The 15,720-nt window shown below is 36.9% G+C and carries 16 protein-coding genes; 15 read left to right on the top strand and 1 reads right to left on the bottom strand.

Annotated features, from left to right (window positions below; genetic code table 11):
• Nucleotides 1–288: 288 nt before the first annotated feature.
• A complete protein-coding gene (gene clpB, locus MKJ01_RS10745; protein ID WP_241613931.1) occupies nt 289–2,883 on the bottom strand; it encodes an ATP-dependent chaperone ClpB in 2,595 nt (864 codons plus the stop codon).
• 381 nt (nt 2,884–3,264) lie between these two features.
• On the opposite strand from clpB, the gene MKJ01_RS10740 reads away from it, so the two are divergent.
• The 15 genes from MKJ01_RS10740 to MKJ01_RS10670 all read left to right on the top strand — a co-directional run bounded on the left by MKJ01_RS10740 (nt 3,265) and on the right by MKJ01_RS10670 (nt 15,713).
• Nucleotides 3,265–3,846 (top strand): TetR/AcrR family transcriptional regulator, encoded by a 582-nt coding sequence (locus MKJ01_RS10740; protein ID WP_241613942.1) that lies wholly within the window; start codon nt 3,265–3,267, stop codon nt 3,844–3,846.
• 106 nt (nt 3,847–3,952) lie between these two features.
• Nucleotides 3,953–5,272, top strand: coding sequence for a phenylacetate--CoA ligase family protein (locus tag MKJ01_RS10735; RefSeq protein ID WP_241613951.1), 1,320 nt, complete (start codon nt 3,953–3,955; stop codon nt 5,270–5,272).
• On the top strand, nt 5,269–6,354 hold the full coding sequence (locus MKJ01_RS10730; RefSeq protein ID WP_241613953.1) for a 2Fe-2S iron-sulfur cluster-binding protein: 1,086 nt from the start codon (nt 5,269–5,271) through the stop codon (nt 6,352–6,354). Before MKJ01_RS10735 ends, MKJ01_RS10730 begins: the two co-directional genes overlap by 4 nt.
• A gap of 92 nt (nt 6,355–6,446) precedes the next feature.
• Nucleotides 6,447–7,385, top strand: coding sequence for a 1,2-phenylacetyl-CoA epoxidase subunit PaaA (gene paaA / locus MKJ01_RS10725; RefSeq protein ID WP_241613956.1), 939 nt, complete (start codon nt 6,447–6,449; stop codon nt 7,383–7,385).
• A gap of 102 nt (nt 7,386–7,487) precedes the next feature.
• On the top strand, nt 7,488–7,769 hold the full coding sequence (gene paaB / locus MKJ01_RS10720; protein WP_039364405.1) for a 1,2-phenylacetyl-CoA epoxidase subunit PaaB: 282 nt from the start codon (nt 7,488–7,490) through the stop codon (nt 7,767–7,769).
• Nucleotides 7,770–7,904: 135 nt separating this feature from the next.
• On the top strand, nt 7,905–8,654 hold the full coding sequence (paaC, locus tag MKJ01_RS10715) for a 1,2-phenylacetyl-CoA epoxidase subunit PaaC (protein ID WP_241613968.1): 750 nt from the start codon (nt 7,905–7,907) through the stop codon (nt 8,652–8,654).
• A gap of 95 nt (nt 8,655–8,749) precedes the next feature.
• The gene (gene paaD, locus MKJ01_RS10710; RefSeq protein ID WP_241613972.1) at nt 8,750–9,214 is read left to right on the top strand and encodes a 1,2-phenylacetyl-CoA epoxidase subunit PaaD; all 465 of its coding nucleotides are present in this window, start codon (nt 8,750–8,752) and stop codon (nt 9,212–9,214) included.
• A gap of 130 nt (nt 9,215–9,344) precedes the next feature.
• The gene (locus MKJ01_RS10705) at nt 9,345–10,145 is read left to right on the top strand and encodes an enoyl-CoA hydratase/isomerase family protein (RefSeq protein ID WP_241613974.1); all 801 of its coding nucleotides are present in this window, start codon (nt 9,345–9,347) and stop codon (nt 10,143–10,145) included.
• A gap of 122 nt (nt 10,146–10,267) precedes the next feature.
• The gene (locus MKJ01_RS10700) at nt 10,268–11,398 is read left to right on the top strand and encodes a 3-hydroxyacyl-CoA dehydrogenase NAD-binding domain-containing protein (protein ID WP_241613977.1); all 1,131 of its coding nucleotides are present in this window, start codon (nt 10,268–10,270) and stop codon (nt 11,396–11,398) included.
• A 101-nt stretch (nt 11,399–11,499) separates the two neighbouring features.
• Entirely contained in the window at nt 11,500–11,826 is a 327-nt protein-coding gene (locus MKJ01_RS10695; RefSeq protein WP_241613979.1) for a hypothetical protein, read from the top strand.
• Between the two features lie 75 nt (nt 11,827–11,901).
• A complete protein-coding gene (locus MKJ01_RS10690; RefSeq protein ID WP_241613981.1) occupies nt 11,902–12,315 on the top strand; it encodes a PaaI family thioesterase in 414 nt (137 codons plus the stop codon).
• Between the two features lie 90 nt (nt 12,316–12,405).
• On the top strand, nt 12,406–13,614 hold the full coding sequence (pcaF, locus tag MKJ01_RS10685; protein WP_241613983.1) for a 3-oxoadipyl-CoA thiolase: 1,209 nt from the start codon (nt 12,406–12,408) through the stop codon (nt 13,612–13,614).
• A gap of 98 nt (nt 13,615–13,712) precedes the next feature.
• Nucleotides 13,713–14,306, top strand: coding sequence for a transferase hexapeptide repeat family protein (locus MKJ01_RS10680; protein WP_241613985.1), 594 nt, complete (start codon nt 13,713–13,715; stop codon nt 14,304–14,306).
• A 21-nt stretch (nt 14,307–14,327) separates the two neighbouring features.
• On the top strand, nt 14,328–15,155 hold the full coding sequence (locus MKJ01_RS10675; protein WP_241613987.1) for an alpha/beta hydrolase: 828 nt from the start codon (nt 14,328–14,330) through the stop codon (nt 15,153–15,155).
• A gap of 9 nt (nt 15,156–15,164) precedes the next feature.
• A complete protein-coding gene (locus tag MKJ01_RS10670) occupies nt 15,165–15,713 on the top strand; it encodes a hypothetical protein (protein ID WP_241613989.1) in 549 nt (182 codons plus the stop codon).
• Nucleotides 15,714–15,720 lie beyond the last annotated feature (7 nt).

Raw genomic sequence — 15,720 nt, 5'->3', positions numbered from 1 at the left:
TACATATATTTTGTTACGATGATGAAATTAAATTATTTGAACTTCATATGCAAGTATTTCACTTAATTGTTGAATTATTTTATTATTCATTCAATAATACTTTTATGTTTTATGTGATTATATGTTATGAAATAATGCCTTATTCTGATGATTTTTGTACAAAACGTATGATTGATTGAAACTGCTGTTTAGGATATTATCCTTTTGTGATACGTTTATAAATAAAATAAGTGCCGCAGGTTTTGTCTGCGGCACTTATTACAAAATAATATATATGAAAAAAACTACTTATAATTCAGCAGGCCTGAAAACCAAACCTGTTTCTTCAAAATAATCCAGCGTGATTCTGTCACCGTCATTTACTGTCCCTGCAAGAATTTCTCTTGACAGTTTATTGAGGACTTCCTGCTGGATCACTCTTTTCAGTGGCCTTGCCCCGAAAACAGGGTCGTAACCTTTATCGGTCAAATAATTCAGAGCATCCTGCGTTGCCGTCATGATAATATTTCTTTTGGCCAGCATATCATTAAATCCTCTCAGTTGATACGTAACAATTTTTCCGATTTCTTTTTTGCGTAAAGGCTGGAACAATACCGTTTCATCAATTCTGTTCAGGAATTCCGGGCGAAGGGTTTGTTTCAACAAATCAAAAACCTGAATTTTAGTTTTATCAACAATCTTGTCCTGATTCTCTTCTGTAATATGTTCAAAATTTTCCTGGATGATATGTGAACCCAAATTCGAAGTCATAATAATGATCGAGTTTTTAAAGTTTACGACTCTTCCTTTATTATCTGTCAGGCGGCCGTCATCCAAAACCTGTAATAAGGTATTGAAGACGTCGGGATGCGCTTTTTCAATCTCATCTAAAAGCACGACGGAATAAGGCCTTCTTCTCACAGCTTCGGTTAATTGTCCACCTTCATCATATCCTACGTATCCCGGAGGTGCTCCAACAAGCCTAGACACGCTGTGTCTTTCCTGATATTCACTCATATCGATTCTCGTCATGTTGTTTTCATCATCAAATAAAAACTCAGCCAACGCTTTAGCCAGTTCCGTTTTACCGACCCCTGTTGTTCCTAAGAATAAAAATGATCCTATAGGTTTTTTCTCGTCGCTTAATCCGGCCCTGTTTCTTCTGATCGCATCTGCGACAGCCTGAATGGCTTCATCCTGACCTACTACTCTGTGATGAAGTTCGGTTTCAAGGTGTAACAGCTTTTCCCTTTCGGACTGAAGAAGTTTTGTAACAGGAATTCCTGTCCATTTGGCGATGACTTCCGAAATATTTTCTGAGGTTACTTCCTCTTTAATTAATTCGTTCTGATGGTTCTGCATTTCTATTTCAAGGGTCTGCAAAGCGTCTTCTTTCTCTTTTATTTTCCCGTATTGAATTTCGGCAACCTTCGCATAATCTCCTGCTCTTGATGCACGCTCAGCTTCCAGTTTAAGGGATTCAATATCCTTTTTAATCTGGGTTAAGTCCTCAGATTTCTGTTTTTCTTTTAACCATTTGGCGTTAATTTCATTCCGTTCTTCGGAAATTTTAGAAATATCTTCTTTTAAATGTTCAATTTTCGTCTGGTTCCCTTCTCTTGAAATGGCTGCGAGCTCAATTTCCAGTTGCATTAATTTTCTGTCGAGAACATCCAGCTCTTCCGGTTTCGAGTTAATCTCCATTCGAAGCTTAGCTGATGCCTCATCAATAAGGTCAATGGCTTTATCAGGTAAGAAGCGGTCTGAGATATAACGTTGGGACATCTCCACCGCTGCAATGATCGCTTCATCTTTGATCCTTACTTTGTGATGAGCCTCATATTTATCTTTAATACCCCGTAGAATTGAAATAGCAGATTCCGTATCCGGTTCTTCCACCATCACTTTTTGGAAACGTCTTTCCAGAGCTTTGTCTTTTTCGAAGTATTTCTGGTATTCATTCAATGTAGTGGCACCAATAGCCCTTAATTCTCCTCTTGCCAGTGCCGGTTTCAAAATATTAGCGGCATCCATTGCACCTTCGCCGCCTCCGGCTCCTACTAACGTGTGGATCTCGTCAATGAAAAGAATAATTTGTCCGTTAGATTTTATAACTTCATTCACAACGGATTTTAATCTCTCTTCAAATTCACCTTTATATTTTGCTCCGGCAATTAAAGCTCCCATATCTAATGAATACAATGTTTTATCCATTAAATTTTCAGGAATATCTCCGGAAATAATCCGGTGGGCAATCCCTTCCGCGATGGCAGTTTTACCAACACCCGGTTCCCCGATCAGGATAGGATTGTTCTTTGTTCTTCTTGAAAGAATTTGCAGAACCCGTCTGATTTCTTCGTCACGGCCGATTACAGGATCCAATTTTCCTTCAGCAGCTAACTCATTAAAGTTCTTTGCATATTTGTTTAAAGACTGATATGTTTCTTCTGAGCTGGCAGAAGTTGCTTTGCTTCCTTTTCTTAATTCTTTAATTCCGCCTTCCAAAAGACTTTTGGTCACGCCCATATCTTTCAGCATTTTTGAAACTTCGGAACTGGTTTCTATAAGAGACAGCCACAGATGTTCGATAGTAACAAATTCATCGCCCATTTTTTTTGCAATGTTCGGGGCATTCAGCAATACTTTGTTTGCGGATTGTGAAAGGTAGATGTTCCCACCCTGTACTTTCGGAAGTCTTTCCAGATTTTCCCGGTTGCGCTCCCTTACCAAAGCAGCATCGGCTTCAGATTTTTTTAATAAAAAAGGTGATATATTTTCATCAATCTGAAAGATCCCTTCCAGAAGATGTTGAGGTTCTATATTCTGATTGCCGAATTCCATGGCGACCTGTTGCGCAGCCTGGATGGCTTCCTGTGATTTTACGGTATATTGGTTAAGATTCATATGTGTATTATTTTTTTGATTTGCTATTTGTTTATTTCAGATTAAGACATCAGATTCCAGACCATACCTAAGACTTTATATTAAAATCAAATTAAATTGTATGAAGCCTGATGTCCTTGATCTGATTCAATCATTTAATTCAAATACATAATTACAAAAAGTATTCAATTATCTATTTTTTAAAAATAAAGGACAAATTTTCCGAAATCTGTATTTTGAAATGATGTTGTAAAGACAGATTTTCCTCTTTTTGTAGAATACATGGAAATTAACTGAAAGATCGTCACAACAATAAGGAAACATGGTTTACGGTTTATCTCTAAAAATCATTCGCTCAAAATCAGAATATTAAAATCAAAATAATTACTTTTGCGGACATTGATGGAATTAAAAGAAAAACAAAAAAAAATACTCGGGATTGCCGTAGAACTTTTTAAAGAGAAAGGGTATATGGGCAGTTCTGTACGGGATTTGGCAACCAGGCTGAATATCAAAGCTGCTTCTTTGTATGCACACATCCGTTCCAAGGAAGAAATTCTGGAATGGATCTGTTTCGGAATTGCCAATGATTTCTTTACCGAGCTTCAGAAAGTGAAGATTACGGATATTCCCCCTAAAGAAAAGCTGAATTTATTTATTGATAAACATCTTTCCGTTGTTCTTAAAAACCGTGATGTAACCCATATCTATTCCAACGAATGGAAACACCTGGAAGAACGGCTGCCTGAATTTATAGAACTGAGGAAAAACTATCAGCAGGAGGTTGAAGAACTGATTTCTCAGATCTATACAGCAGAAGACTGGGAACTGAAATCTCCTGCTTTTAATACAAGATTTATCCTTCATACTTTAAATAATTCATATTTCTGGTTCAAAAGAAATACTGAATCCACCACTGAAATTACCGATGAGATCAGAGATAAAGTGCTTTTCGGGCTTTTGGGAAATCAAAAAAATGCTTAAGCAATATTTCTTATATTTAAATTGATAAGTGATAAAAATCATAAAAATTTTGCCAGGTCCCGGAATCTTTTTAAATTTACACCTAACAAATGTTAGTTAGTTGGTTATGGATTTTTCTGTTGAATATTTGCAATTGGATCAATTGAGACAGCTCCAGTCGGAAAGATTGGTGAACCTCGTTGTCTATCTTCAGGAAAAATCTGATTTTTACAAAGGAAAATTTACTGAATCCGGATTGTCGCTCAGCGATATAAGATCCATAGAAGATATTTCCAGACTTCCGATTACGTACAAGCAGGATTTAAGAGATTATTATCCGTTCGGATTATTTACCGTTCCTAAAAATGAATTGCAGAGGATTCACTGTTCAAGCGGTACTACAGGGAAGCCGACGGTAGTTGGCTATACCAAAGAAGATGTCGACTTATTAAGTGAAGTTGTGGCAAGGTCATTACATGCAGCCGGAGCAAGACCTGGAATGCAACTGCACAATGCTTACGGTTACGGTATTTTTACCGGTGGTCTCGGCCTTCATTACGGTGCTGAAAAACTGGGGATGAGTGTTCTGCCTATTTCAGGAGGCATGACCACCAGACAGGTGGATTTAATTATCGATTTCCAGCCGGAAGTTCTTTGCTGCTCACCTTCTTATGCTTTGACCATTGCTGATGAATTTTCTAAAAGAGGAATTTCCGCAGACGAAATCAGTTTGAAGTATGCCGTTTTAGGTTCGGAACCATGGACGGAATTGATCAGACATCATATTGAAAAAAAATTAGGAGTTCATGCGACCAATATTTATGGTTTAAGTGAAATTATAGGACCCGGAGTTTCCATGGAGGATTTTGAGGAAAAAGGAGGATCTTACATTTGGGAAGATCATTTCTACCCTGAAATTTTAGATCCGATTACAAAACAACCAGTTCCATTTGGAGAAGAAGGTGTCTTGGTGATTACGACTTTAACGAAAAAAGCAATGCCGCTTTTACGGTATTGGACGAACGATATCACAAGTTTGTATTACGACAAAAATGCTAAAAGAACTATGGTTAAAATGAAACCGATTCTTGGCAGGGCAGATGATATGCTGATCGTAAGAGGGGTAAATATTTATCCAAGCCAGATTGAAGAAGTGTTTTCTCACATAAAAGGAGTGGTGCCGAACTATTATTTAACACCGATTGAAAAAGAGCAGATGTGCGTGGCATTACATATTGATGTCGAAATTGATGATGAATTGGTGACAGCGGAAAACTTAACGATTAATTCCGGTGAATATTTAAATTTTACGGAGAACTTTGGTAAAAGCATCGAAAACGAAATAAAAAGAAGAGTAGGAATTACTACCACCATAAAAATACATGCTCAGGACAGTCTGCCTAAATGCGAAGGCGGAAAGATTAACAGAATACTAAAAGCAAAATGAATTCATTTTATAAATTAAAAACGGTAAAGGTTCAGAAAGATACCAACGATGCCGTTAATGTTGCATTGGAAATTCCTGAAGAACTGAAAGACAAATTCAGGTTCAAGCAAGGTCAGTACCTTAACTTTAAACTCATGGTTAACGGGAATGAAGAACGCCGTTCTTACTCGATCTGCAATGCACCGAGTGAAAAAAGCAACACGCTGGAAGTATTGGTTAAGCTTCTGGAAGGCGGAAAGGTTTCCGGATATTTTAATGAGCACCTCCATATGGATGAAGTACTGGAAGTGATGCCTCCGATGGGCGGTTTCAATACGTCTTATCATCCTACGAATGTGAAAACCTATGTAGGCCTGGCAGCAGGAAGCGGAATCAGCCCGATTCTTTCCAATCTTAAAGAGAGTTTATATCAGGAGCCTGATAGCAACGCTTATCTGTTCTACAGCAACAGAAGCATGAACCATGTGATGAAGAGGGCTGAAATTGATGCCTTGGTGGAAAAGTTCAACGGCAGGCTGAAAGTGGTTTATCTGGTAAGCCGTGAAAAGCATAAGGATCCTATTTTTGAAGGAAGGATTTCTCCTGAAAAATTAGATCATTTGTTTGAAAGATATACTGATATTGACGTTAAGGAAGCTACTTATTTTATCTGTGGACCTTCTGAAATGATCAAAGGAATTTCTGATTATCTAAAGAAAGACAAAAAAGTACCTGCCATTCAGGTTTTATTTGAATATTTTACCGCTCCGGATGAAGAAAATACGGAGGAAATGAGCGACGAATTTAAAGCCATTGCAAATATTGAAAGTATGGTAACGGTCATTATTGATGATGATGAATATTCGTTCCACCTGAATTCCAAAAAAGAAAGTATCTTAGATAAAGCATTAAAAGACAATCTTCCTGTGCCTTTTGCATGTAAAGGAGGAGTGTGCTGTACGTGTAAAGCGGAAGTTCTCGAAGGAGAAGTTTTCATGGAAAAAAACTACGCGCTTACCGAAGAAGAAGTAGCCAGAGGTTATGTTCTTACCTGCCAGTGCCACCCGACAACGAATGTGGTGATGCTTAATTATGATGTTTAATTTTTTGTAAAATGTAAAATGTATAATGTAAAAAGTACATCGAAAATACATTGTACAACCGACATTTTACTTTAGTACAAAAAACAAAAAAAATGGATTTAGAAAAATTTGTACAATACGTACACGATGAAAATAAAGTAGAACCGAAAGATGTAATGCCTGATGATTACAGGAAATTATTGGTTCGTCAGATTTCACAGCACGCCCATTCCGAGATTGTTGGAATGTTGCCTGAAGCCAATTGGATTTCCAGAGCACCTTCACTCAGAAGAAAAATGGCTCTTTTGGCTAAAGTTCAGGATGAAGCAGGTCACGGTTTGTACCTGTATTCCGCTACTGAAACGTTAGGAAACGGAACAATCAGAGCGGATCGAGACACCACTTACGAAGATATGTTGGAAGGAAAAGCAAAATATTCAAGTATTTTCAATTATCCGACATTAAGTTGGGCAGATATCGGAGCCATCGGCTGGTTGGTGGATGGTGCTGCGATTATGAACCAGGTCATGCTGATGGGGAATTCTTATGGTCCTTACTCAAGAGCGATGGTGAAAATCTGTAAAGAAGAATCTTTTCACCAAAGACAGGGATATGAGATTTTGATGGCGCTTTGCCGTGGAACAAAACAGCAGAAAGAAATGGCTCAGGCTTCGTTAAACCGGTTCTGGTGGCCGGCTTTAATGATGTTCGGTCCAAATGACGACAGTTCGCCAAACTCTAAAATCTCGATGAATTATAGAGTGAAAAGAGAAAGCAATGACAGTCTTCGTCAGAGATTTATCGACGTTACCGTTTCCCAGGCTGAATTCTTAGGATTAACCGTTCCGGATAAAGATTTAAAATGGAACGAGGAAAGACAACACTACGATTTCGGAGAACTTCCTTGGGATGAGTTCATGGAAATCTTAAAAGGAAACGGTCCGGCAAACAAGAAACGTATTGAAACCAAAAGAAAAGCGCAAAGGGAGAATTCTTGGGTAAAAGAAGCGGCGGTGGCTTTTGCAGAAAAACAACAAAAAGAAGTAATATAATAATGTGCTAATTTGAAAATATGCTAATTTGAAAATGCCATAATTAATTTTCAAATTGCCTAATTCTCAAATTTTCAAATTACCTAATTTTTCAAATTAATTATGGCAAATTTAGATATGTGGGAAGTGTTTATTCAGACTAAACCGGGATTGTCCCACAAACATGTTGGAATTGTACAGGCGCCAACAGCAGAAATGGCTTTGCAGAATGCAAGAGATGTGTATACCAGAAGAAAAGAAGGAACTTCCGTTTGGGTGGTTCCCAGTAAATATATTGTGACTTCGGAAGGGGTAGATAAGGAAGCATTCTTCGATCCTGCTGACGACAAATTGTACCGTCACCCGACGTTCTACGACATTCCGAATGATGTAAAAAATATGTAGATTAATAATTTGAAAATGTGCTAATTTGAAAATTTGGAAATGACCATAATCACATTAATCATTCACAAACTTTCAATTAAGGCAATTCTTTAATTTTCAAATTAACCAATTCTCAAATTTTCAAATTAAAAAACAATGAACCCATTATATAATTATTTATTAAAATTGGCAGACGACAGTTTCATTATGGGACAGCGTTTGTCTGCGTGGTGCGGTGAAGGTCCTTACCTTGAGGAAGATATTGCATTGACCAACATTGCATTGGATGAACTTGGTCAGGCCAATAACTTTTATGTATATGCTTCAAGAGTAATCGATAACGGAAAAAGTGAAGATGATTTGGCATTTTTAAGATACGAACACGAATATGTAAATGCGCACTGGACAGAACTTCCCAACGAAGATTATGCACAGACGATTTTGAAAGTATATGTTTTCTCTGTGTATCAGAAACTGATGTACGAGGCATTATCAAATTCTGCAGATGAGGAACTTTCTGCTATCGCTCAGAAATCTTTAAAAGAAGTAAGGTATCATTATACGCACGCTGCGTCTTGGATGAAAATTTTCGGACAGGGAACTGAAGAAAGCAAAATGCGTGTAGAAAGATCAATAGAAAATATCTGGGAATATACAAAAAGTCTTTTCTCAAAGGTAGAAGGTGAAGATGATTTGATCGCTTTGAATATTGCTCCGAATGTTGAGGCTTTGTATGACGATTTTCTATCCATCACGAAAAAAGATTTTGTAGATTTTGGATTAGAATATCCTGCCAATCCTTTTATGCAGCCAAAATCAAGAACGGGTTACCATACGGAATATTTCGGGTTTATACTTTGCGAACTGCAATATATGCAGAGAGCATATCCGGGGTGTACTTGGTAAAAATCAATGAGTTAATTTGAAAATATGCTAATTTGAAAATGGGCGAGTGCTTTAAATTTTCAAATTACCCAAATTTTCAAATTTTCAAATTAATTATGAAAAATCCTTTAGAAATATTAGAACACATTCCCGATCCGGAAATCCCGGTGATCAATATCGTGGAATTGGGTATTGTACGAGATGCGAAGGTGACAGGTTCGAATTCTGTCGAGGTTACCATTACGCCGACGTATTCTGCCTGTCCCGCTATGTTTACCATCGAGGAAGACATCATCAAGATCATGAAGGAAAATGGTTGGGAGGCGAAAGTAGTCACCAAAATGTTTCCGATCTGGACAACAGACTGGCTGACGGATGAAGCGAGAGAAAAACTTAGGATATACGGAATTACCCCGCCGGAAAAAGGCGCAGACGAACATCACATCGGTAAACCGAAAAAATGTCCCCGTTGCGGCTCGATGAACTCAAAACAGATCAGCAGGTTCGGGTCTACTTTGTGTAAGGCTTCTTACCAATGTTTAGACTGTCTGGAGCCGTTTGATTATTTTAAATGCCATTAGAATTAATATAACAATCTAAAAATGTAATCATGTAACAATTTTAAATGCTGTAAATATTGTTACACTGGTAAACTGGTATATTGCTGCATTTTTATGCGTAAATTGGTACATTATTATAAAAATTAAAACTATGTATACACAACTTGATATTGAATCGCATTTTGACGGAAAGCTGAAAATTGCCTACCTCAACCAGCCTGAAACTATGAATGCGTTAACAAAACCTTCATTGGCCGATTTGAAAGATTTCGTTTATGAATGCAGCAACGACCCAACAGTAAGGTGTGTGGCAATTTCTGGTAGAAGCAGAGCTTTTTGTTCCGGCCAGAATCTGGATGATGCTTTTGTAACAGGTAAAGAACATCATGATCAGGATATCATCAGGAAAATTGTAGTAGATTATTACAATCCGCTGGTTACGGAAATTACAAAATGCAGAAAGCCTGTGATCGCTTTGGTTAACGGCCCTGCTGTAGGAGCTGGTGCCATGCTTGCCTTGATCTGTGATTTTGTTTTAGCAAACAATAAAGCCTATTTTTCCCAGGCATTTTCCAATATCGGATTAATCCCTGATACAGGCGGAACGTATTTCTTGCCTAAACTATTGGGAAGACAGCTGGCCAATTATCTGGCTTTTACCGGAAAAAAATTATCTGCAGAAGAAGCCAAATCGTATGGTTTGGTGGCAGAAGTTTTCAATGAGGAAGAATTCAATTCAAAATCAATGGAAATTTTGGAGAAAATGTCAAATATGCCGACTGCTGCCATTAAATTAACTAAAAAAGCATTTGCAGCCTCTTACAACAATACTTTGAAGGAACAGTTAGAATTAGAAGGAGATTTACAGCAGGAAGCCGCAGAAACAGAAGATTTTATTGAAGGTGTCAATGCCTTTTTACAAAAAAGAAAACCTGAATATAAAGGGAAATAAACTTCGTATTAAAGTGTTCATGTAAATGGTATTCATGATTCTGATGTGGATTTTGAATAAATTTAAACTTAGGATCTGATATTTACATGAATACTTTTTACATAAATACATTTTACAAATAAATGAATGTAGGAATTATCGGTGCCGGAACCATGGGAATCGGCATCGCACAGGTCGCAGCAACGAACGGATGCAAAGTTTGGGTATATGACGCCAACGCAAAACAGGTAGAAACGGCAACCGTAGGTTTGGAAAAAACATTAACCAAATTGGTTGATAAACAGAAAATTTCATCAGAAAAAATGACTGAAATTTTATCTAATATTTCCATTGCTACAGAATTGAAGGACTTCAAAGACTGTGAACTGATCATTGAGGCCATCATCGAAAATAAAGAAATCAAGGCCAAAGTTTTCACAGAACTTGAGAAACACGTTTCGGAAACCTGCGTAATTGGTTCCAATACATCATCCATTTCCATCACTTCTCTTGGTGCGGAGCTACAGAAGCCGGAGCGTTTCATCGGAATTCACTTTTTCAATCCGGCACCATTAATGCCATTGGTTGAGGTAATTCCTTCTTTACTAACCGAAAAATATTTAGCGGAAAAAATCTACAGTCTGATGAAAGATTGGGGGAAAACTCCGGTTATTGCAAAGGATATTCCTGGATTTATTGTTAACAGAATCGCCCGTCCTTACTACGGTGAAGGGTTGAGGATTGTTGAGGAAAACATCGCAACGGTAGAACAGGTGGATGAAGCGATGAAAACCATCGGAAACTTCAAAATGGGACCTTTTGAATTAATGGATTTAATCGGAGTTGAAGTGAATTTCTCGGTGACTAAGACCGTATACAACGAATATTTTTATGATCCGAAATACAAACCGTCTCTTCTTCAGCAAAGAATGTCTGAAGCAAAACTTCATGGCAGAAAAACAGGGAAAGGTTTCTACGATTACAGTGAAGGTGTAGAAAAACCTGTTGCCGAAAAAGACGATACTCTTTTTCAACAAATATTTTTGAGAATTATATCAATGTTGATCAACGAAGCGGTTGAAGCAAAAAGATTAGGTATTGCCAACGATGAAGATCTTGAATTGGCAATGCAGAAAGGCGTAAATTATCCCAAAGGATTATTAGCATGGGGAAAAGAAATCGGATATGCTAAAATCTCCGAAACGTTACAGAATCTTTACGAAGAATATCAGGAAGAAAGATACAGACAAAGCCCGTTACTGCGTAAAATGTAACAATATACCAATCTAATAATGTGGCAATTTATTTGTCATTCTGAGCAAAGCGAAGAATCTCATTGGTAAACTGTTATATTGTTACATTTTTACATTAAAATATGGATATAGACGCATTCAGAGCTGAATTAGAAACAAGGCTTCTCATAGAAAAAGAATATTTGATTCAAGAACTTTCTTTGATAGATGATGATCAAGAAAAGCTTGAATTGTTAGGGAAATTTAATGAAAAATATAAGGAGCTGATCAAAAGACTAGCCAATGAATTCGGAATTGATTTATATGCTCCTTATCATGATGAAAGTAAACCGGATTCAGATTCAGAACAGCTTACTTATGAGCAGATTATTTTTGGGAAAACCATGAATATCTATGACCAATTGGCTGATGAACTCTATGAAGAAATTGCCCTGTTTCGTAAAGATTAATATTGATGAGGAAGATTATATATGACCTAAAAACAATAAATATCTACCTATAAAATAAACAACGTAAATTAAGGAATGAATCCAAGACAGGTTGCAGAATACATGTTCGATCAGGATTATTTTTCACAATGGATGAATATCAAAATGATTGAAGTGAGAGAAAATTATTGTTTAATCGAAATGCCTATTAAAAAGGATATGATTAATGGGCTTAAAACGGTTCACGGAGGTGTTACATTCGCTTTTGCAGATTCTGCACTGGCATTTTCGTCTAACAATTCAGGAGATGCAGCCGTTGCCTTAAACTGTATCATTAATTTTACCAAAGCAGGAAAAGAGGGTGATCTATTCAGAGCAGAAAGCATTTTGGTAAACGATACCAGAAAAACAGCGATTTACGACATCAAAATTACCAATCAAAACGAAGAGTTGATTGCAAAATTTGTCGGAACAGTGTATAAAATCGGAAAAAAAGTAACAGAATTATAAATAAGCAGTAAGCTTCAGGCAATAGGCGATAAGCTTTTTTCGAAGCTGGCAAAGCCTGCTGCTTGCAGCCTAAAGCCTAAAGCAAAAATTATGAACAACGTATACATCATAGATTATATCAGAACTCCCATTTCAAAACTAAGCGGAGGTCTTTCAGAAGTTAGAGCCGATGATTTGGCTGCCATTGTTTTAAAAGAAATCATAGCCAGAAATCCTGACGTTCCCGTAGCGGAAATTGAAGACGTTATTTTCGGATGTGCTAACCAAGCAGGAGAAGATAACCGGAATGTAGCCAGGATGGGACTTTTACTGGCGGGGCTTCCCTATAAAATCGGAGGTGAAACCGTAAACAGATTGTGTGCTTCAGGAATGTCAGCGGTGGCAAATGCTTACCGTTCGATTGCTGCTGGAGAAGGAGAAATTTATATTGCCGGTGGAGTAGAACACATGACACGTTCGCCATATGTAATGTCAAAACCAGCTACGGCTTTCGGGAGAGACAGCCAGATGTTTGACACGACTTTCGGATGGCGCTTTGTGAATCCGAAGATGAAAGAAATGTACGGTGTAGACGGAATGGGAGAGACGGCCGAAAATTTAGCGGATATGCACGACATCAGCCGTGAAGATCAGGATAAATTTGCCCTTTGGTCACAGCAGAAAGCAACACAAGCACAGGAAAGCGGAAGACTGGCGGAAGAAATTGTAAAAGTCGGGATTCCGCAGAAAAAGGGAGAACCTAAAATTTTCGATAAAGACGAATTTATCAAACCAACTTCTTCAATGGAAGGCTTAGGAAAACTGCGTCCTGCTTTCAGAAAAGAAGGAGGGACCGTAACCGCAGGAAACGCATCAGGAATGAATGATGGAGCAGCTGCTCTAATTTTAGCAAGCGAAGAAGCGGTAAAAAAATATGGTTTAAAACCAAAAGCAAAAATATTAGGTTCATCAGTTGCCGGTGTTGAGCCAAGAATTATGGGAATCGGACCTGTAGAAGCAACTCAAAAATTATTAAAAAGACTGAATCTTTCATTAGATGATATGGACATCATTGAATTGAACGAAGCTTTCGCAGCTCAGGCTTTAGCAGTAACGAGAACTTTAGGATTAAAAGATGATGATTCAAGAGTAAATCCAAACGGAGGAGCTATTGCAATTGGTCACCCTCTTGGAGTTTCCGGGGCGAGAATCGTTGGTTCTGCAGCCATGGAGCTCCAAAAACAAGATAAAAAATATGCGTTGTGTACTCTTTGTATCGGTGTCGGACAAGGTTATGCAATGGTAATTGAAAGAGTTTAAACTAATTTGAGAATGAGCTAATTTGAGAATTTGAAAATGTTATTCAAAACAACTTTCATTCTCAAATTAGCATATCTCTAAATTTTCAAATTAAAATTATGAATATCTACTCATATCACGGAATTCGCCCAATCATCAAACCTTCCACTTATGTTCATCCACAAGCGGTGATTATCGGAAATGTAGAAATTGGCGAAGAAGTTTATATCGGTCCCAATGCGGTTATTCGCGGTGACTGGGGCAAAATTATCATCAAAGACGGTGCGAATGTTCAGGAAAACTGTACCCTTCACGTTTTTCCGGGAATTGAAACCATTTTAGAAGAATCTGCCCACATCGGTCACGGAGCGATTATTCATTCCGGGCATATCGGTAGAAACTGTCTGGTTGGAATGAACGCTGTTGTAATGGATAAAGCCGTTATCGGTGACGAATGCATTATTGGAGCTTTGGCTTTTGTTCCTGCAAATTTCAAATGCGATGCAAGAAAATTGATTGTTGGAAGCCCTGCAAAAATCATTCGTGATGTTTCTGATGAAATGATCAAATGGAAAACAGAAGGAACAAGATTGTATCAGGAATTGGCAAGAGAAGGAAAAAACGCGATTTTACCTTGCGAACCTTTTACAGAATATGTTCAGCAGATTCCTACGAAGGTTGTTGATTACAGCATTTGGGATGATGTGAAATAATTTTTCCACACAAAATTAAATATGATTAAAAAGCTAATTATTTTCTTTAGTATTTTGTTTGCATTTCAATCGGTAATTTTTGCCCAGACTGCTAATGTAAAACCTCTGACTATTGGAGAAATAAGAACTATAAAGTCTAAAATTTTAAACGAAGAAAGAACGTTAAATATCTATCTTCCGCAAAATTTCGACAAAACAAAATCTTACCCAATCATCTTTCTTTTGGATGGAAGTATGAATGAAGATTTTATTCATGTGACAGGTTTAGTTCAATTTTTCAATCAAATGTATTCCATGCCGGAAACAATCGTGGTCGGAATTGCCAATATTGATAGAAAAAGAGATTTCACTTTTCATACCGATTTAAAAGATTTACAGAAAGATTATCCTACAACGGGACATTCGGATAAATTTATCAGTTTTTTGGAAAAAGAATTAAAACCCTATGTTGAAAGTCAGTTTAAAACTACCGATAAATATGTATTCGGACAATCATTGGGCGGACTGTTAGCAACGGAAATTTTGTTGAAAAGACCTGAAATGTTCAATAACTATTTTATCATTAGTCCGAGTTTATGGTGGGATGATGAAAGTCTTCTAAAACAGGCTCCTCAATTATTGGCTAAAATTCCGGATACTAAGAAATTTATTTATGTTTCTGTCGGAAAAGGTGAGCATCCGGTGATGGTAAAAGATGCAGAAGATTTATTCGGTGTTCTGAAAAAATCAAACAAGAAAAACTGGACAGTAGAATATAAAATGATGGAAACAGACAATCACGCAACCATTCTTCACAGAAGTTTATATGAAGGTTTGGTAAAATTGTTTCCGTATCAGGAACCTAAATAATTTTGTTTCGTGGAAAATGATGAAATTAAAAATATTAAGAATTTAGAAAATATTCAGGATCTTCTTAATGAACTTCCCGAATTTAAATATCAAAAAGGATTAACAGATAAACTGGATAATAAAAAAAACGATTTCACTTATGAAACTATTTTGGAAATTGTTCTTTGGAAAACTAATAGATTTCCCGAAATTGATGAGGACTTAATTGTAAAAATTAATGAGTTAAGGAAAGAATATGACGAAGGTTTATCAAATCATATTTTAACTAAACTGTTAGATTCAAAAGGTTTTGATTTGCCGATGGCATCAACTTTTTTAAGATTTATTGATTCGGATTATTTTCAAATTATTGATCAAAGAGTTTACAGAATCTTGTATGGAGAAAATTTGAAAATTCCATTCAGTAAACCAAAGAAAATTGAATTATATAAAAAATATTTAATTGATTTAAAAAAGGCTTGTATTACTTATAATATTCCTTTTTCTAAATCTGACAGAATTCTTTATTTGTTGGATAAGCATTCTCAAGTCAATAAAAGTCTAAAGATAAAATATTAGTAAAAAG

Origin of the sequence: Chryseobacterium sp. SSA4.19 (assembly GCF_022601875.1) — a bacterium.
In the GTDB taxonomy this organism is placed as follows: Bacteria; Bacteroidota; Bacteroidia; order Flavobacteriales; family Weeksellaceae; genus Chryseobacterium.
Note: the sequence above shows the minus strand (reverse complement) of the source record. Positions and strands in the feature narration are given on the sequence as shown.